The 18,302-nt window shown below is 60.2% G+C and carries 15 protein-coding genes; 5 read left to right on the top strand and 10 right to left on the bottom strand.

The features are described from left to right. Positions 1 to 44 precede the first annotated feature (44 nt). Genes RAS12_RS21935 through RAS12_RS21920 form a run of 4 tightly spaced genes read left to right on the top strand, consistent with a single transcriptional unit; the run spans position 45 to position 4,590 of the window. On the top strand, positions 45 to 1,055 hold the full coding sequence (locus tag RAS12_RS21935) for an ABC transporter substrate-binding protein (protein ID WP_306940809.1): 1,011 nt from the start codon (positions 45 to 47) through the stop codon (positions 1,053 to 1,055). A 46-nt stretch (positions 1,056 to 1,101) separates the two neighbouring features. After that, positions 1,102 to 2,109 carry an ABC transporter ATP-binding protein gene (locus tag RAS12_RS21930; RefSeq protein WP_306940807.1) on the top strand — a complete coding sequence of 336 codons (1,008 nt, stop codon included), beginning with the start codon at positions 1,102 to 1,104 and terminating at the stop codon, positions 2,107 to 2,109. 19 nt (positions 2,110 to 2,128) lie between these two features. Further along, on the top strand, positions 2,129 to 3,811 hold the full coding sequence (locus tag RAS12_RS21925; RefSeq protein ID WP_306940806.1) for an ABC transporter permease subunit: 1,683 nt from the start codon (positions 2,129 to 2,131) through the stop codon (positions 3,809 to 3,811). Between the two features lie 17 nt (positions 3,812 to 3,828). Further along, positions 3,829 to 4,590 carry a DeoR/GlpR family DNA-binding transcription regulator gene (locus RAS12_RS21920; protein WP_306940804.1) on the top strand — a complete coding sequence of 254 codons (762 nt, stop codon included), beginning with the start codon at positions 3,829 to 3,831 and terminating at the stop codon, positions 4,588 to 4,590. Positions 4,591 to 4,651: 61 nt separating this feature from the next. On the opposite strand, the gene RAS12_RS21915 is transcribed toward RAS12_RS21920, so the two are convergent. The 4 genes from RAS12_RS21915 to RAS12_RS21900 all read right to left on the bottom strand — a co-directional run bounded on the left by RAS12_RS21915 (position 4,652) and on the right by RAS12_RS21900 (position 9,210). Beyond that, positions 4,652 to 5,665 (bottom strand): Bug family tripartite tricarboxylate transporter substrate binding protein, encoded by a 1,014-nt coding sequence (locus RAS12_RS21915; protein ID WP_306940803.1) that lies wholly within the window; start codon positions 5,663 to 5,665, stop codon positions 4,652 to 4,654. 163 nt (positions 5,666 to 5,828) lie between these two features. Beyond that, on the bottom strand, positions 5,829 to 7,427 hold the full coding sequence (locus RAS12_RS21910) for a rhodanese-like domain-containing protein (protein WP_371321311.1): 1,599 nt from the start codon (positions 7,425 to 7,427) through the stop codon (positions 5,829 to 5,831). After that, positions 7,427 to 8,620 (bottom strand): cystathionine beta-lyase, encoded by a 1,194-nt coding sequence (gene metC, locus RAS12_RS21905; protein ID WP_306940800.1) that lies wholly within the window; start codon positions 8,618 to 8,620, stop codon positions 7,427 to 7,429. The genes RAS12_RS21910 and metC overlap by 1 nt, the downstream gene beginning before the upstream one ends. A 2-nt stretch (positions 8,621 to 8,622) precedes the next feature. After that, on the bottom strand, positions 8,623 to 9,210 hold the full coding sequence (locus tag RAS12_RS21900; protein ID WP_306940798.1) for a cysteine dioxygenase family protein: 588 nt from the start codon (positions 9,208 to 9,210) through the stop codon (positions 8,623 to 8,625). A 120-nt stretch (positions 9,211 to 9,330) separates the two neighbouring features. Here RAS12_RS21900 and RAS12_RS21895 point away from each other — a divergent pair, with 120 nt between their 5' ends. Continuing rightward, positions 9,331 to 10,224 (top strand): LysR substrate-binding domain-containing protein, encoded by an 894-nt coding sequence (locus RAS12_RS21895; RefSeq protein ID WP_306940797.1) that lies wholly within the window; start codon positions 9,331 to 9,333, stop codon positions 10,222 to 10,224. Here the strand turns inward: RAS12_RS21895 and RAS12_RS21890 are convergent. Genes RAS12_RS21890 through mnmG form a run of 6 tightly spaced genes read right to left on the bottom strand, consistent with a single transcriptional unit; the run spans position 10,218 to position 16,430 of the window. Next, positions 10,218 to 11,222, bottom strand: a complete 1,005-nt coding sequence (locus tag RAS12_RS21890) for an asparaginase (protein WP_306940795.1) — start codon at positions 11,220 to 11,222, stop codon at positions 10,218 to 10,220. The two genes, RAS12_RS21895 and RAS12_RS21890, sit on opposite strands and share 7 nt — an antisense overlap. Next, entirely contained in the window at positions 11,215 to 12,138 is a 924-nt protein-coding gene (locus RAS12_RS21885) for a ParB/RepB/Spo0J family partition protein (protein ID WP_306940793.1), read from the bottom strand. The genes RAS12_RS21890 and RAS12_RS21885 overlap by 8 nt, the downstream gene beginning before the upstream one ends. A gap of 43 nt (positions 12,139 to 12,181) precedes the next feature. Beyond that, complete coding sequence (locus tag RAS12_RS21880; protein WP_306940791.1) at positions 12,182 to 13,006, bottom strand: GNAT family N-acetyltransferase; 825 nt, start codon at positions 13,004 to 13,006, stop codon at positions 12,182 to 12,184. Positions 13,007 to 13,015: 9 nt separating this feature from the next. Continuing rightward, complete coding sequence (locus tag RAS12_RS21875; RefSeq protein ID WP_306940789.1) at positions 13,016 to 13,816, bottom strand: ParA family protein; 801 nt, start codon at positions 13,814 to 13,816, stop codon at positions 13,016 to 13,018. Then, complete coding sequence (gene rsmG, locus RAS12_RS21870) at positions 13,813 to 14,514, bottom strand: 16S rRNA (guanine(527)-N(7))-methyltransferase RsmG (RefSeq protein WP_306940787.1); 702 nt, start codon at positions 14,512 to 14,514, stop codon at positions 13,813 to 13,815. The genes RAS12_RS21875 and rsmG overlap by 4 nt, the downstream gene beginning before the upstream one ends. Continuing rightward, positions 14,511 to 16,430: a tRNA uridine-5-carboxymethylaminomethyl(34) synthesis enzyme MnmG gene (gene mnmG / locus RAS12_RS21865; RefSeq protein WP_306940785.1), complete on the bottom strand. Its 1,920-nt coding sequence runs from the start codon at positions 16,428 to 16,430 to the stop codon at positions 14,511 to 14,513. The genes rsmG and mnmG overlap by 4 nt, the downstream gene beginning before the upstream one ends. Between the last annotated feature and the right edge of the window lie 1,872 nt (positions 16,431 to 18,302).

The raw sequence follows: 18,302 nt of genomic DNA, 5'->3' as shown, positions 1-18,302 counted from the left end.
ATAAGTCGCTCACCGTTGCCGTGTATTCCCACCGGAGTTCCATCATGCAATGTATGAAGAAGCTTAGCTTTGTGGTTGCAGTAATTTCCCTAGGTTGTGCGCAAGCCGCTCACGCGGGCCCCATCACCGTCTACACCGCCCTTGAAGAAGACGAGATCGCCGCCTATCTCAAGGCGGCCAATGCGGCCATGCCGGACGTGAAGGTCAACGTCTTGCGCCTGTCTACCGGCGACCTGGGCGCCCGTCTTATCGCCGAGGCATCCAACCCGCAGCAAGATGTCATCTGGGGATTTGCCGTCAGCAATATGCTGGACCCGCGGCTACAGAATCTGCTGGAGCCTTATGCGGCCAAAGGCATTGATGCCTTGCCCGCCCAATACAAGGGTGCGGACAACAAATGGTTTGCCGCCACGGGTTATGTCGCGGCCTTCTGTGTCAACACCGACCGGCTGAAATCCAAGAATTTGCCCATGCCCACTTCGTGGGAAGATCTGACCAAGCCTGAGTACAAAGGCGAGATCGTTATTCCAAGCCCCGCCGCATCGGGCACGGGATATCTACAGATCGTCGCGCTATTGCAGGGCATGGGTCCGGAAAAAGGCTGGGCGCTCTTGAAGGATCTGGACAAAAACGTGGCGCAATACACGCCGTCGGGTTCACGGCCCTGCAAGATGGCGCGCGCTGGCGAATACGCCATTGGCGTGTCCTTCGCCTTTCCCGCCATGCAGTCCATCGAAGAAGGCTTCCCCGTCAAGATGGTGATTCCGTCGAAATGGGTAGGCTATGAGCTCGAAGCATCCGGCTTGATGAAAACGGCCAAAAATCCAGCCGATGCCAAACGCTTTCTGGACTGGACGCTGTCCGCGCAGGCCGGCGGCCTCTACAGCAAATACAAAGAGCTGGTGACGATCCCCGGCGCCGCCCCCAACAAGGCCGCGGAAGCAGCGGGTCTGCCTAAAGACCTGACCGCCGTGCTGTATCCCGTGAACTTCCAGCAATCCGCCGCCGAGCGGGACGCCACGATTAAAACCTGGCAGGACACCATCAAGCGCTGATGCGTTTGCGGCCGGCACGCCGGCCGCAAACCATCGTGGAGACGCCATGTATCTGGAATTGCGTGGGATACGGAAAACCTTCGACGCGTCGGTGGCGCTGGAAGATATCGATCTATCTGTAGGCGAACACGAATTTGTCTGTCTGCTCGGCCCCAGCGGCTGCGGCAAGACCACCTTGTTGCGCATCGTGGCGGGGCTGCTGCCGTTTGACCACGGCACGATCACACTGGGCGGACGCGACCTGAGCGCGCTGCCTGCGCGCAAACGCGGATTCGGCATCGTATTCCAGTCGTACTCGCTGTTTCCCAACATGACCGTCGCCGAGAACGTCGGCTACGGTTTGCGCATACGCGGCGAATCACGAGAGCGAATTGCCACGCGAGTGCAGGAACTGCTGACGCTGATCAAGCTGCCCGACTATGCGCCGCACTATCCGCATCAACTGTCGGGAGGCCAGCAGCAACGCGTCGCGCTGGCGCGCGCGCTGGCCGTGGACCCGGCGCTGATTTTGCTGGACGAACCGCTGTCGGCGCTGGATGCCCGAGTGCGGACCGATATGCGGGCCGAAATCCACGATGTACAACGACGGCTGAAAATCCCCACGGTCATGGTCACGCACGACCAGGAAGAAGCGCTGACGCTGGCCGATAAGATTGTGTGCATGAACGAGGGGCGTATTGAGCAAGTAGGCTCGCCCTCCGACCTGTACTTGCGGCCCCGCACGCGATTCGTCGCGAACTTTGTGGGACTGAGCAATCTGCTGCCCACGGATTGGGTAAGCCAGGCCATGCCTGAACTGCTGGCGACCCGGCCAGACGGGAACGGTGAACGATTTGAGGCTTGCCTGCGCCCGGAGAACCTGCGCATCGCCGCCGACGAGCAAGGTCCCGGACGGGTGCAGGACATGACCTTTATGGGAAATCTCACCCGTTTGCGCGTGGCGTGGCTGGGACGCGAACTTGTCGTTGAACAGCATGGCGCGGCGGGCCTGTCGCGCGGAGCGGCGGTGCGGCTGGAAACCGATCCGGCACTGTGCGCATGGGTCAGCGCATGACAGCGCCAAGGAACATCGCATGAGCACCCTGCACGCCGGTGCAGCCATTGCAGCGCCAGCCGGCCGCGCCCCCTGGACAGCGGACCGCCTTTTGCTATGGACCTGCGTCGCGATTCCTTTGGCTGGCTTGGCACTGTTTTTTCTCTATCCCTTGGCTTGCGTTGCCTGGCGCAGCCTGATCGAGAAAGATGGCTCGGTGGGTTTGGGCAACTATGCCGAGGTGTTTGCGACGCGCGGCATTCTGACGGCGACCGTGAACAGTCTGGCGATGAGCGCCGCCACCACCGTCATCAGTGTCGTGCTGGGTTTCGCAATCGCCTATGGCCTGGACCGCAGCTGTATGCGGGGCAAACGCATTGTGCAGTTGGCGCTGGTGCTGCCCCTGCTGGCGCCTTCGCTTGTGCAGGGCCTGGGCCTGATCTTTATCCTGGGACGCAACGGACTCGTGCATCGATGGACCGGGTGGGAAATCGATATCTACGGATTCTGGGGCTTGTTGATCTCGAACGTGTTCTACGCCCTGCCCCAAGCTGTGCTGATCCTGCAGGCGGCGTTGCGCAACATGGACGCCCGCTATTACGACGCGGCCGAAGTCATGGGCGCGTCCAGCACGCGGCAGTTCTTTGACCTGACCCTGCCCAACTGCAAGTTCGGTTTGCTTAGTGCCGGTTTCGTGGTGTTTGTCATCACCATCACGGACTTCGGCAACGCCGCAGTGATCGGGGGTAATTACCGGGTACTGGCAACAGAGATCTACAGCCAGGTGTCCGGCCAAATGAACTTTGGCATGGGATCGGTGGTGGGCATCTTGTTGTTGCTGCCTTCGCTGATCTCGGTGCAGATCGAACGTGTGGCCTCGCAGCGCCAGTTTGGATCGGCATCACCCAGCGGGCTAAGAGTGACGCCGCAGCCCGCCCGCGGACGCGACACGGTCTTCACCATTGGCGTGCTGCTGGCTTGCAGCACGATCATCCTGACGGTCGCGACAGTCATCTTTGCAAGCTTCATGCGGCTCTGGCCTTATCGCATGGAATGGACGCTCAAGCATTACGACATCACTGTCAGCGGCGGTTACGCGCCACTGTGGACGTCGCTGTACCTATCGCTGGCTGCGGCGGGCGGCGGCGTGCTGCTGCTGTTCTTCCTGTGCTTTGGCGTGTGCCGCATTCCGCGGGGCTGGGCGAAGATGGTGTATTTGATGTCGGTGCTGCCGGTGGGCGTTCCGGGACTGGTGCTGGGGCTGTCATACATCTTTGCGTTCAATTCACCCGGAACGCCTCTGTACGCACTGTATGGCAGCGCCGCGCTGATCGCGCTTTGCAATTTCTACCACTATCACACGCAGGGCTTCCTGACGATGATGACGGGGATGCGCGCCGTGCCGCAGGCGCTGGAAGAAGCGGTCAGTTGCCTGGGCGGCGGCACGCTGCATGTACTGCGCGACACCGTGCTGCCGCTGATCGGGCCAACCGTGCTGGGCGTGTTCTTCTTTCTGTTCATGCGTTCGATGGTGACCTTGTCGGCCGTGATCTTTCTGGTGACTCCGTCAGTCAGCGTGGCGCCGGTCTCTGTGCTGCGGCTGGACGAAGCCGGATTCGTATCCCAGGCTGCGGCGTATTCAACGCTTATCATGCTGGTCGTGGGAGGTTCTCTGCTGATGCTGCGCGCGTTGATCGCCGGGGCTGCGCGGCGGCGGAGATAGATTAGGAAGCATCAGATATGTGGCAAGAAGAGCGGTACCAGAGAATCCGCGCCCTGCTGTCTTCATTGCAGCAGGTATCGACAGACCGTATCGTCGGTGAACTCGGCGTATCGCGTGAAACCGTCAGGCGGGACCTGCTTGAACTGGAAGCCATGGGCGAGTTGCGGCGCGTGCATGGCGGCGCTGTACCGGTGCATAGCGAGCCGCCCATCGCCGAACGCGTGCACACACGGGTCAAATACAAGCGCGCCATTGCGCGCGCGGCAGTGGGACTGGTCGCCAGCGGGCAGACCTTGTTTCTGGATGCAGGCAGCACGACCAGCGTGCTGGCGGACGAACTGGCCAAGTTGTCGGGGCTGACCATCATCACCAATTCATTCGATGTGGCCTTGAAGGTGGGCGCGGCGGGCAACGGCGCCAATCAGCTGATCATGCTCGGCGGCTCTGTCGATGGCCCGGTATGCGCCACGGGGGGAGACATCACCATTGCCGAGATCCACCGCTACCGGGCGGATCTGGCATTGCTGTCGCCGGTAGGCATAGATGCGGAATGCGGCGCAACCAACTACGACTTGCGCGAGGCCGAGGTGGCTCGCGCGATGACTGCGAATGCCAAGCAACTGGTGCTGCTGGCCGACTTCAGCAAGATTGGACTGTGCAGCCGCGTGTCCTACTGCGCGGCCGATCGCGTCGACCATCTGGTGACCAACACCAGTGCGCAAAAATCACCCGGCTACGAGGCGCTAACCGCTGCCGTCGGCAATACTCTGGCGGTCTGACGGCCGGCCGGCGGCATCACGCCCCGGCCCCAGCCTCCGGACCCAGCCTCCGGACCCAGCGTCAGTCCAGCGAGACGCCAGCAGTTTTCACCATATCGGCCCAATAGACCGTGTCTTCTTGCAGGCGCGTCTTGAACGCGGCCGGCTGACTGCCAACAGGCCAGCTGCCGCCACTGTTGATCTTGGCGATCACGTTGGGGGATTTCATCGCTTGAGTCACCGCTTGCGCCAGGTACGCCACACGATCGGGCGGAGTACCGGCAGGCGCGAACAAGCCATACCAGTCATCCGCAGTGATGCCGTCCAATCCGCTCTGTTTAAGCGTTGGCGCCCCCTTGAAGATGCCGATGCTGTTTTCGTGGCTTAGGGCCAAGATGCGCAGCTTGCCGGCTGCCACCATGGGTTCAGCGGAAGCAGGCGACGTGATCAACATGTCTACCGTGCCTCCCATCAAATCGGTGATGGCGGGCGCCGCCCCGCGATACGGCACATGCACCAGGGTCACGCCCGCCTTCTTCGACACCAGCGCGCCCATCAGATGGCTCATCGTGCCGTTGCCAGGCGTGGCATAGGTGATGATGCCGGGCTGCTTGCGCGCGGCATCCAGGTAGTCGTTCATGCTTTTGTACGGGCTTTCCGTACGGGCGACCAGCACCAGCGGCGCAGACGTGATCTGCGAGATCGGTACAAAGTCCTTTACCGGATCAAAGCCTACGTTTTTGTACAAACGGGGATTGACTGCCATCACGCTGGTCTGCGACATCACCAGCGTATAACCATCTGGCTTGGCACGCGACACCTGCGCCGTGCCAACATTGCCGCCCGCCCCGGAGCGGTTTTCAACCACGACGCTCTGACCAATGATGGTGCCAAGTTCTTGGGCGATCAGGCGCGCCACCCCATCGTTGCCGCCCCCGGGAGGAAACGGCGACACCACGGTAATGGCCTGCTTGGGATAGTCAGCCAGCGGCGTCAGTGACTGAGACTGCGCTTGGGCGTGAACGGCCGAACCCCATAACAGACCAGCCATGACCACGGCGGCTGTCTTGCAAGCGTGCAATGCAGGTTGCTTCATTTGGACTTCCCCTTGTGTTGGCGGCCGGATACTCGGCCGTCCTTTGCGTTCCGGTTCGCCATGAACCGTCCGCGCCCCGCCGGCGAAAGCCGCCGGGGCGTGTTGATCTGCTTGATGCGTGTTGGTTGCCGCTCAGCCTCTGCGGGCTGTCGCGGCGGCCGGGCTATCCGTGCGCGGGAAACCGGTAGGCCGCGCGTTCGCGTTCGTCGATCTGTTTGACCAGATTGGTTTCCCAGGCCAAGTACTGGCGCGCCGCCGCCTTGTTGCCGTCATGCCGGTCATGGACGAAGAACAGATAGTCAATGCAGTCGCTGTCAGCCGGTTCGGCTGGCGTGGATTCCAGGGCAATAGCGTGCTCGGTCCAGCTGTCTGGCGTGCCTGTATTCACCTTGATGTCCTTCACACCCGACGCGCGGAGGTCGCCGGCGGCCCAGGCGGCCAGCGCTTCGTCTTCCGCCAGCAGAATCACTGGACGCGTCGTGTCCAGATTCAGCTGGTCCAGACGTGGCCGCACTCCCCAGCGCGCACCGGCAATATGGCTGGCGCGGTATTGCATGCTGGGGCGGATATCAATGAGTTGCGCGCCATCCGCCAGCACTGCGGCCAGGCCTGCATCGGACAGATTGGTCAACGCTGGCGTGCTCACCTGCGCAACGGGGTGCGTCAGCGATGCTTTCACCCCCTCTTTCAGCACGGTGGCGTCCCAGCCCATCTGACGCAACCAGCTGGCAACGACGGGGGCACGCACGCCCTCGTCATCAAAAACAACTATGCGTGCGCCGCGCACGGCCAGATATTGATCGGTTGCCTGAATCAGTTGCCCGCCCGGCGTGTGCTGCGCGCCAGGCAAAGAACCTTGCGCATGCTCGTTTGCGCTACGCACGTCGCACAGGAACGTGCTTCGGGCCGCGTCGCTCAACCAGGCTTGCACCGTATCCGCATTCACATACGGCACACCATGACGTTCGGCTAGTTGCGCTGAGCGCGCGGCAAGTGCGGGCACGGCTGCCTGATCGATGTGGTCGTCATAGCGGCGGCGCGCGCCATGGTCCAGTTGCAGGTCTTCCAGGTACCAGCCCTGCGTGCCGTTTTCCAGTGCATAGACCGGGTTGGGCACGCCCAGATTGATGAGAGTCTGCGCGCCGATGATGCTGCGCGTGCGGCCAGCGCAGTTCACCACAATGGTGGTCTTCGGATTCTTTGCCAGCGTGTGGGCGCGTAGCGCCAGCTCCCCGTTCGGGCAGCACACGCCGCCGGGAATGCTCATCTTTTGATATTCGGCATAAGGCCTGCCGTCCAGCACGATCAGATCGTCGCCACGCTGCTGGCGCGCGGCCAATTCGCGGGCGCCGATGCGAGGGGTGTGGAAAACTTCTTCCGCCAGTTCACCGAACGTCTTGCTGGGTACGTTCACCCCGGCAAATGCGGCATAACCGTCTTGCTGCCATTGCGCGATGCCGCCAGCCAGGCCGTGCACCTGCGTATAGCCCAGTGCAGCCAGCGCACGGGCGGCCCGCGCAGCCGTGTCGTCCAAGCCACCGTTGTCGTACACAACGACACGGACGTCGCGCCGGGGCGCAAGACGCACAATGTCGACCTCGATCCGGCTGTACGGTACGGGCGCGGCATAGAACAGATGCGACTCACCGTATTGGCCGTGTTCGCGTACATCCAGCAGCGCGATTTCGCGCCCGTCGTGCAACCATTGTTTTAGCGTGTGCGAGTCGATGGTGGCGAAAGCTTGATCGGAAATGGAAGGCATCATGAAATTCGAATGGAACGGGGGGAGTGAGTCAGTGTGGACAAGCCTTGTTCAAGATCACCGATCAAATCTTCAGGATCTTCCAGGCCGATATGTAAACGGAACATGGCGCCGTGAGGCGTAGCGCTGGGCAAGGAACGCGTGGTGTTCAACTGCACCGGGACGGCCAGGCTTTCAAAGCCGCCCCAAGATGCGCCGATGCCGAACAACTGCAAACTGTCGATCAGACGCTCGGCGTCCGCATTGTTGAAGGCAGCTGACAGTTCGATGGTCAACAGCCCGTTGGCGCCGCTGCAATCGCGCCGCCAGATCGCATGTGAGGGATCGCCGGGCAAGGCCGGACACAGCACGCGCGCCACCTCTGGACGATCCAGCAGCCATGTCGCCACCTGCATGGCATTGCGGGCGTGCTGCGCCATGCGTAGAGGCAACGACCGGATTCCGCGCAGCACCAGGAACGCATCGTCGGCGCCAACCGTCTGGCCGAAATCTATCGTGGCCCGTTCCAGCGCCCGCCAGGCGCGGTCGTTGGTGACAACCGCGCCCATCATGACGTCGGCGTGTCCGCCCAGATATTTGGTGGCCGCAAGAATGGAAATGTCGGCGCCCAAGGTGAGCGGTTTGTATATCAAACCCGACGCCCACGTGTTATCCACAGCCAGCCAGCAATCGTTTTTTCGGGCGGTTGTGGATAACTTGGTGAGGTCCGGCATTTCATACGTCAGTGAACCCGGGGACTCTGCGTAAATCATGCGGGTGTTGGGCCGGATCAGCGCTTCAATGCCGTGGCCGTCAGGCGAGTAATACGTGTGTTCGATACCCAGCCGGGTCAGATGTTCGGCGCAAAAGCGGCGCACGGGTTCATAGACAGCATCGGTGATCAACACATGATCGCCTGCGCGCAGATAGGCCAACAGCACCGTGGCGATGGCAGCCTGCCCTGTTGGGTACAGCTTGGCCCGAAAGCCCTGTTCAAGTTCGATCAACGCGTCTTCCAGCGCATGCGTGCTGTCGGTGCCGCGAGCGCCGTAAGAAGGCAGGCGCTCTTGCTCGCGACGCGTTCGCGTGTCGCGCCACGCGGCAACGCTATCGAAGACGTACGTGCTGGCGCGTGTGACCGGGGTATTCACCCATCCCTGATGGGGACGCCCCGCTCGCAGCAGGCGCGTTGCGGACTTGTAGGGCTTGTTCATGATCAGCGCCGCGTCTTCACGCCGATAGGCATGACTTTGCAAGTGCCGTTGGCCAGATCGAATCCCAGGCGTTCGTTCAGCGTTTCCAGCGCGCGGCCATACATATGCAGATGCCGGATCACGCTGTCGCCCTGGATCTCCACGGCATGGATATCGTCGGGCATCAGTGCTATGCCCGAACCCGGACCCACCACGACAGTGCCAGTCTTCTGCAAATGCCCCACACCGGGCACCGTGCCGTCATCGGTACGGTCGTAAACGTAGTTGTATTCCACCCCTTCGACCGCAGCGATACAGGCCCAGGTGGTGTGGTTGTGGGGCACGATCTTGTTGCCCGGGCGCATGACATTCAGGTACAGCGCATAGCTCTTGTCTTCATCTTCGGCGATGAGGTAGCGCGCCTGGCGCTCACCATCTTCCGGCGCCGGATAGCGGTCGTCAGCCCACCAATCGGTATGCGACGCCAAACCGACCAGATCTGCCAGCACGGCTTGCAGGCTGTCGCGGTTCAGGCCCTTATTTCCTACAGTTTTTTTAATATTTCCAATGGCAGTAGTGATGCCGTTTTGATGAGGATGTGCAGTGCTCACGTTGGCTTTCCCTCGTTTTTCATGAGTTATTGCACTTACTGTATCCCCCAGCCTTCAACGCAACAATTTAAATTGCGACAAGAATCCATTAGCATTGCTAATACTTTTTCTGAGCTCGCTATGCGCAATCTGGATCTGGACCTGCTACGCACGTTAACCGCCATCGCCCAGCACGAGACTTTCTCTGAAGCCGCCAACCGGCTGCACAAGACGCAGTCAGCCATCACGCAGCAGATGCAACGGCTGGAAGTGATGATCGGCCTGCCATTGTTCGAAAAACAAGGGCGCAATAAGGCCTTGTCGTCGCACGGACGGCGCCTGGTGGAATATGCACGCCACATGTTGGCCATCAACGATGAAGCGCTGCGGGCCTTGCAAGCTGGGCCGCTGGAGGGTGACCTGCGTCTGGGCGCGCCGCTCGATGTTGCGGACACCATCCTGCCTACGCTGTTGACGCACATCGCACGGTCCGCCCCCCGCGTGAAACTGGAAATCCGCGTCGACCGCAGCCCGTTTCTGATGGATGCCTTGCGAGCCGGCGAGATTGATCTGACGATTTCCACTCGCTTTGATCAGGACTTTGAAGGTGTGGCATTGCGCACCTCGCCCACCGTGTGGCTGGCGTCCGCCGATTATGTGCACGACGTGCATGCGCCCGTGCCGCTCGTGCTGGCAGACGAGCCCAGCATCTTTCGCCGCCTGGCGCTCAATGCGTTGGAACAGGCGCGCGTGCGCTGGCACACCAACTATGTGGCGCCGAATCTGGTGGGAATCAAAGCAGCGCTACGCGCCGGCCTGGGCGTCACAGCGCGCAGCGTGGAACTGCTTGGGCCTGAGATGCGCGTACTGGGAGAAAAGGAAGGGCTGCCGCCGCTGCCGGATGTGACCTACTTCCTGTGGATAAGGCGAGATCTGATCAATCCGCTGACGCGGCAGGTCTACGACATGCTGCGCAGCAACCTGGGGTTGGCGCAACATGGTGGCGCGGCGGATGAGCCGCCCGGGGTTCAATAGCGGTCGAAGACGCCCTGAAGCGCGGCCGGATCACGGGTGACGGACAACGCCAGCATCAGCAGGATGCGCGCCTTTTGCGGATTCAAATCGCGCGCGGCGATAAAACCCAGGCTGCCGTCATCCAGTTCGACATCGCGTGCGACAAAGCCGCTGCCCGTGCGGCTTGAGCGCACAACCGGCACGCCATCTGTGGCGGCACGGCTCAAGGCATCGATGGCCACATCCGTCGCATTGCCGTCGCCCACGCCTGCCAGCACAATGCCATCAGCAACGCCTGCCATGAAGTCGATCACATCAGCTTCCAAGTTGGCGTAGGCATAGACGATTTCCACGCGAGGCCAACCGGCCTTTTCCAACAATGCGAGTGAAAACTCGCTTTGTGTCGTGTGCAATGTGGTGTTGCGAGAATAGAAACACGGCACACCGCCATGCATGACGCCAGCACGGCCGCGATTAGGCGATGTGAATGCACATAGACCGGCACTGGCGATCTTCTGAACTTCACGCGCGTAGTGCACGTCTTCATTCATGATGACGAGCGGTCCGCGCCCGCGTGCATCCGGATGGCGCGCCAGCGCCACCGCGTTATACAAATTGGCCGGGCCTTCCGCGCCCAGCGCAGTAGCAGGACGCATGGCGCCCACGAGCACGACAGGCTTGTCGTGGCCGATTACCAGGCTGAGAAAATAAGCCGTTTCTTCAAGTGTGTCCGTGCCATGCGTGATGACAATGCCGGCCACCGAGGCGTCCTGGCATAGCGTCTCCACGCGAGCTGCCAGCGCACGCCACACGTCGTGCGTCATGTTCTGGCTGCCGACATTGGCGACCTGTTCGGCGCGGATATCGGCGATGCCCGCCAGTTGCGGCACTGCTGCCAGCAGATCGCTGACCGAGAACGAACCGGACTTATATCCTGCGGACGTGGCATCAGCCTGAGCGCCCGCGATAGTGCCGCCCGTTGCCAGCACCGCGATGACCGGCAACGCGTGCTCAGGCATCGACCACTCCGGACAAGCCCTGGCGTTCCAGCAACGAATTCAGATGCTCAAAGCCATGGAAATCGATGACGATCTGCCCTTTTTCCTTGGCGCCGACCTTCAGGGCCACTCGAGTGCCCAGGTGATCGGACAAAGCTTCTTCCAGACGCGTCAGGTCGCGCGAAGCGCCATTGGTCTTCTTTTTGGGAGACGTCGCGGATTCCGATTCCTTGGCCGTCTTGGCAACCAGTTTTTCCGCTTCCCGCACCGACAGGCGGCGCGCGATGATCTGGTTGGCCAATTGGATCTGCGTCGCCGCGTCGACCGCCAGCAGCGCACGCGCATGGCCCATGTCGACATCGCCCGCCAGCAGCATGGTTTGCACGGCAGATGCCAGATTCATCAGGCGCAGCAAATTACTGGTGGCGGAACGGGAACGGCCGATCGCTTGCGCGGCCTGTTCATGGGTCAGGCCAAATTCGTCCAACAGGCGGCGCACGCCGTGCGCCTCTTCGAGCGGATTCAGGTCTTCGCGCTGGATGTTTTCAATCAGCGCCATGACTGCCGCGTTTTCGTCGGCAACTTCACGCACCAGCACCGGCACTTCTTTCAAGCCAGCAATCTGCGCGGCGCGGAAACGGCGTTCACCCGCGATGATCTCGTAATGGCCGGGTGCAGACTCGCCAAGCGGGCGCACAAGAATGGGTTGCATGATGCCTTGCGTGCGGATCGATTCGGCCAGCTCACCCAACGCGCCCTCGTCCATGCGCGTGCGCGGCTGATACTTGCCGGCGCGCATCTTCGAGATGGGCAAGGTGGATGGCGGACCCTCGGGCTTGGCCGCAACGGCGCGGCCGATGTTATCGATCGCTGGCGCGTCTGCGCCCAGCAAGGCGTCCAGTCCGCGACCCAATCCCTTGGGTTTCTTGGTGGCCATAGTTAAATCCTCTTTCCTTCTGTTTTTGTATCCTGAGCCAGGCTCAGGCGTCCGCCTGCTCGGCAGGCAGGCGGTACCAATACGCGTAACAGTCTTTGAAACCGTAGCGGCCGTACAAGGCCCGCGCGGCTGTATTCTCCGGCTCTACCTGCAAATAGGCGGTGGTGGCGCCGCCGGCGGCGCCCTCAGCCAATAAGTGCTCTACCAGGGCATCGGCGTAGCCTTTACGCCGCTGCCCCGGGTCTGTGACGATGTCGAACAGGCCCAGCAGGTCATCGTCGCGGACGGCCAGGCCCGCAGCAACGCACTGGCCTGCGGCGTCGATCGCCAGCACCGGCTGTTTATCCACAGCCAGCCCCTGCAGGCGCGCTTGATGTTCGCCGATGTGCTCTTGCGCCGAGCCGCGCATGGCGCCAACCGCTTGAGCAAAGCGATCAGTGCCGACTTTCGTAAAGAGCAAGCCACCCCGGCCGCTGGGCCTGGGGCCAAGCGGCATGCTCATGACTCGGGTCTCACCGGTGAAGGTATAACCACGGGCCTCCAGTTCGGCGTCCAGGGAAAAATCGGGGCCGATGGAGGTAATGCGCAGCACCATGGGCAAGCCATGGCGCGCATACAACGAAGAACAATACGCCAGCCGCTCGTCCAGCGGACGTGTGGATAACCCCAGCACATTGACGCTGCGCACTCGTTTGGCCACGGACGGCGCAAAGCGCACGAGCCAACCATCATAGAGCACCTGCGCACGCACTGCCGTGGCGTTCAACGCGGCCTCTTCGAGACGCACGCGCAGGCCATCACGCACGTCGGCTTGCGTCGTGTGTTCGGCTTGTTGCGGCGTCTGAGAAAAGAGCGTTGCGACGGACATAAGCACTACTTACTTCAAGTCTTTCCTGACGCGCTCGATCATTTCGGCGCCAAACGAGATATACGCCTGAGCGCCCCGTGACGCGCGGTCATAGACCACGCCCGGCATGCCGTAACTGGGTGCTTCGGCCAGACGCACATTGCGCGGCACTACGGTCTTGAAAACCTTGTCGCCAAAGTGCGCCTCGAGCTGCGCGGACACTTGCTGTTGCAACGTCATGCGCGGATCGAACATCACGCGTAACAATCCAATGACGCGCAGGTCGTCATTGATATTGCGATGCACGCGCTTGATGGTGTTGACCAGATCAGACAAACCTTCCAGGGCGAAGTACTCGCACTGCATCGGGATGATGACGCCATGAGCCGCGGCCAGGCCGTTCAAGGTCAGCAGCGACAGCGTCGGCGGGCAATCGATCAGCACGAAGTCATACTGATTGGCCACGGTATCGATCGCGGTCTTCAACTGACGCTCGCGTTCGTCCATTTGCACCAGGTCGATCTCGGCGCCGGACAATTCCCGGTTGGCCGGCAGGACGTCATAGCCGCCCGACTCCGACCGTACACGAGCTTGCTCAATGGTGGCCTCGCCAATCAACACTTGGTACAGGTTGGATTTCAGCGCGTTCTTGTCAATGCCGCTACCCATCGTGGCATTGCCTTGAGGGTCCAGGTCCACCAGCAGCACGCGTTGATTGTGCGTGGCAAGACCAGCCGCCAGATTGATGGCGGTCGTTGTCTTGCCCACACCGCCCTTCTGGTTGGCAATGCAGAATACTCGGGCGGTGTCGCTGGGGGGTAAGTTCTTCATAGGGTTCCTTCGTTGCGTCCGCCGTTGCGGCGCATCCAGATCAGGCAGCGTTCTGCTTGCAGCTCCGGAACACGGAGCGGCTGAATGTGGTCGACTTGCCATTCCCCGCGCGCATGCAACGCTTGAATTTCTTCTTCGGGGACCTTGCCCTTCATGGCGACGAGGGTACCATCGTTGCGTACGTGGCGACCCGCGAGCTGAGCAAAATCGTCCAGAGACGCGAAGGCGCGCGAAGTGACGATGTCACATTCGGCGGGGTCCAGCGTTTCAATGCGGGCATGACGTGCTTGCAGATTGGGCAAGCCCAGCGCACCGCTCATTTGGCGGACGAATGCGGTTTTCTTTTCGACAGCATCGACGCAGCTCACGGACCAGGCAGGCCGCATGATCGCCAGGACCACGCCAGGCAGGCCGCCACCCGAACCCACGTCGTAGACCTTGGCAGACACGTCAGCAGCGCCTAGCGCCTCGCTGAACGGCGCTACGGCGGCCAAGCTATCGAACAGATGCTGGATCAACATCTGCTGCGGATCGCGGATGGCGGTCAGGTTGTACGTGCGGTTCCAGCGCTGCATCTGCGACAGATAATTCAGCAGCTTGGTCTGAGCGGCGGCGTCGGCGTGTACGCCGAGCTGTTCGCATGCGCGAGAAAGGCGGCCGGCCATGTCTGTGCCGGCCTGATTGGTGTGAACAGTCATGCGGCTTGCTTGCGCGAGCCGTAATGCAGGCGCTTCAAATGGATAAGCAGCAACGAGATGGCTGCGGGGGTCACACCAGAAATGCGCGCGGCTTGGCCGACTGTCTCGGGACGATGCGTCTTTAACTTCTGACGCACCTCGAACGACAGGCTGGTCACTGCGTCATAGTCCACATCCGCCGGGATCGGCTGCTGCTCATGCGAAATCTGCTTTTGCACTTCGTCCTGCTGGCGTGCGATATACCCGGCGTATTTCACCTGGATCTCGACCTGCTCGGCCAGAACGGGGTCTGCCGACACGCCGGGCCCCGCCAATAGCGAGCCATCGGCATTGAGGGTGGTCATCAATGCTTCATAGGAAACATTCGGCCGTTTAAGCAGATCTGCTAGTGAGTACTCACGTTCAATCGCCTTGCCGAGCAAGGGTTCGGCCACTTCAGCCGGCAGCAGGCGCGGGTTCACCCACGACGACTTCAGGCGCTCAACTTCTGCGGCTACCGCGTCGCGCTTGCGATTGAAAGCGTCCCAACGCACATCGTCGACAATGCCCAGCTGGCGGCCAATTTCGGTCAGACGCAAGTCGGCATTATCTTCGCGCAGGCTAAGGCGATATTCCGCGCGCGACGTGAACATGCGATAGGGCTCGGTCACGCCACGCGTGACCAGGTCATCCACCAGTACGCCCAGATAGGCCTCATCGCGACGAGGCGTCCACTGATCCCGGCCCAGCGAAAGCAGTGCAGCATTCACACCGGCCAACAGGCCTTGGGCGGCGGCTTCTTCGTAGCCCGTCGTACCGTTGATCTGGCCGGCGAAAAACAAACCGCCAATTGCCTTGGTCTCAAGCGTGCTCTTCAATCCACGTGGATCAAAGTAGTCATATTCAATCGCGTAGCCGGGGCGCATGATGTGCGCATTTTCCAGACCGCGCAAGGAATGGATCAGGTTCAGCTGCACATCGAAGGGCAAGCTGGTCGATACGCCGTTCGGATAAACCTCGTGCGTATCCAAGCCTTCAGGCTCCAGGAAGACCTGATGGGATTCCTTATCGGCGAAGCGATGAATCTTGTCTTCGATTGAGGGACAGTAACGCGGACCCACGCCTTCAATCACACCGCTATACATGGGCGAACGATCCAAGCCGCCACGGATGATGTCGTGGGTACGGGCGTTGGTGTGCGTAATCCAGCAAGGCAGTTGGCGCGGGTGCATGCCCACGTTGCCCATGTAGGAAAACACGGGCACGGGGTCCAAGTCGCCAGGCTGTTCGTCCAGGATGCTGTAGTTGATCGTGCGGCCATCGATACGCGGTGGCGTGCCGGTCTTGAGGCGCCCCTGCGGCAGCTGCAATTCTTTCAGACGCTGACCCAGGGAGATCGCGGGAGGATCTCCGGCACGGCCGCCCGAGTAGTTTTGCAGTCCCACGTGAATCAAACCATTGAGGAACGTTCCCGCCGTCAGGACCACGGTCTTGGCACGAAACTTCAGGCCCACCTGGGTAACGGCGCCGACGACTCGGTCGCCCTCCACCATCAGATCTTCCACCGCCTGCTGAAACAACCAGAGATTCGGCTGATTCTCCAGACGTCCACGGATCGCTTGGCGGTACAGCACCCGATCTGCTTGCGCGCGGGTGGCGCGCACTGCGGGGCCTTTCGATCCGTTCAGAATGCGGAACTGAATCCCGGCTTCGTCCGTTGCCAAAGCCATCGCTCCGCCCAAGGCGTCGACTTCTTTGACAAGGTGGCCCTTGCCGATCCCACCGATAGAGGGATTGCAAGACATTTGGCCTAGGGTCTCGATGTTATGCGTCAGCAGCAGCGTCTGGGCGCCAGCGCGTGCGGCAGCCAAGGCGGCTTCAGTGCCGGCGTGGCCGCCACCGACGACGATGACATCGAATTCGCGGGGATAGTCCATGATGGGGGAAAGGTAAGAGAGCGTTCGGTGCCCATTATAGAGGCAGGGGTTCCATGTTTCACGTGAAACATCAAAAGAGGACAGGAGCGGCTTGCCATCTACCTATTGACCGTAGGAAAAAGGCGACGGCAGATGGTGCCGAGGTGTGTATATGTCGGCATCTGCCGGTGTTTCTTTACTTGTGACCACCGCTTGCGCCCTGGCCAGAGAGTGCTGACTACGGCGATTCAGGTACTGACGTTTCGCGGGGGCCCTCGTGGTCAATAGAGAAAGATCAGGGCGGGGATGTTCCACGTGAAACATAGGTGTATAGCAATTCACCCTTCCCTCGCACAAGAAGGGGTCGTGGAGAGTCAAAGTGTTCCACGTGGAACATTAGCGGATAGCACATAGCTTGCAGTTGACCTCGACTACGCAAGGCTGTCTTGTTCCACGTGGAACACTCTATATAAACGAAGTGCCGGTATCCAAAAGCAGGCCTATAGGCGCACGCGATTGTGATGTTGCAGGTGGAACATATGCACCTACCCATCCCCATCGTTGTCGAACGCACCTGCGCAAGTAGTCCGTGTTCCACGTGAAACATTCACGGCGCGAACGAGAACAGGCAGAGAAGCGGCTGCTCAGACCCGTCGATGTTTCACGTGGAACACCAGACCCAGCGTAGCCCTAGCCGCTGCACCCCAACTAAAGACAGCCAAACGATGTTGATTTGCGAGAGTTCCACAGGCACACACGGGTAGGTGTTCCACGTGAAACACCGCCCTTCTCCACAATTTGAACTGGTTTCAACGCTGCCAACTCGATATTCAAATTAGCCGGCGATCGCAGGTTTCACGTGAAACACATCCGAAGCCAGATGCGATTCTGCACCCTGCGTTTCACGTGAAACACTACTTTCAATAAATTTTCGTAGCCCAACGGTCCACTCCTAGTCTTCCGGAAGACGGTTGAGCTTTCAAAAATAGGAGTTGGGCGAGCGAGAGAACTTCGAATCGAGGGTTGCCGCCATCTTCTTAGTCGATCGAACGAACAAGAGTCTGGATGAAAAAAAATGATTTTTTCCACCCTACCCTACCCCTTACCCCAAAAACGATGAATTTTTTTGGATTTTCATGTGAAATCACACGTCCGTGATAAGCCGATTAACGCGGATAAGGCCGGACCTCTGAACACAGGGAGCTTGAATGACGAACCAACATTCAAAGTCGGGCACAGACAGAAGAGTCTTTGGCGCCTCAAAATCAAACGGCCGCCGCCATGAGCAAAAATAAAAAAATAGAAATTATCCAAATCGACGACGCAAATACCAGCCGATGATTTATTCACACGCAGCGGTGGATATCTTATTGGGAGTCAAAAAGTCGCCTTCACTGCAGCCTATGAGTTCTGCACATTGTTATCAACAAGCAGCCCCAATTGTCCGCTCGCGGATAGCCGAATTCACGTGGAACAACTTTGGGGATAACTCAGAAATCTAACGGGAATTTGATCGCCGCCGCCAGGTGAATTTCGACGCTCCTTGCAAACCGCTCAGATCGTCGAAAACGCACAAATAAACAACGATCCTCATAGGGCAATAGGCATGCCAGCCGGCACGCGCGACGGGCTTGCAAACGTGCTTTACGTCGGCCTTGCAGCGTCTATCGAACAGCGGAAAAAACCGTGGAAAACTTTGTGGATAACATTCAACTATCGACTCGCTAAACGAATTACGCCGTGGGTCTGGCTGTTAATAAATTCGTTTGGAACTACCTCGTATTCGGCCAGTCAAACCGCGCGTAAATGATGATCAGGCAAGTTATCCCCAAAGTTATCCGAGTATTTTTTCACGCGCTGGTCGTGAAAGGTTTTGCCGTCTTCAAGTGAAGT

The sequence above is a fragment of the Achromobacter seleniivolatilans genome, assembly GCF_030864005.1.
GTDB lineage: Bacteria > Pseudomonadota > Gammaproteobacteria > Burkholderiales > Burkholderiaceae_B > Achromobacter > Achromobacter seleniivolatilans.
Note: the sequence above shows the minus strand (reverse complement) of the source record. Positions and strands in the feature narration are given on the sequence as shown.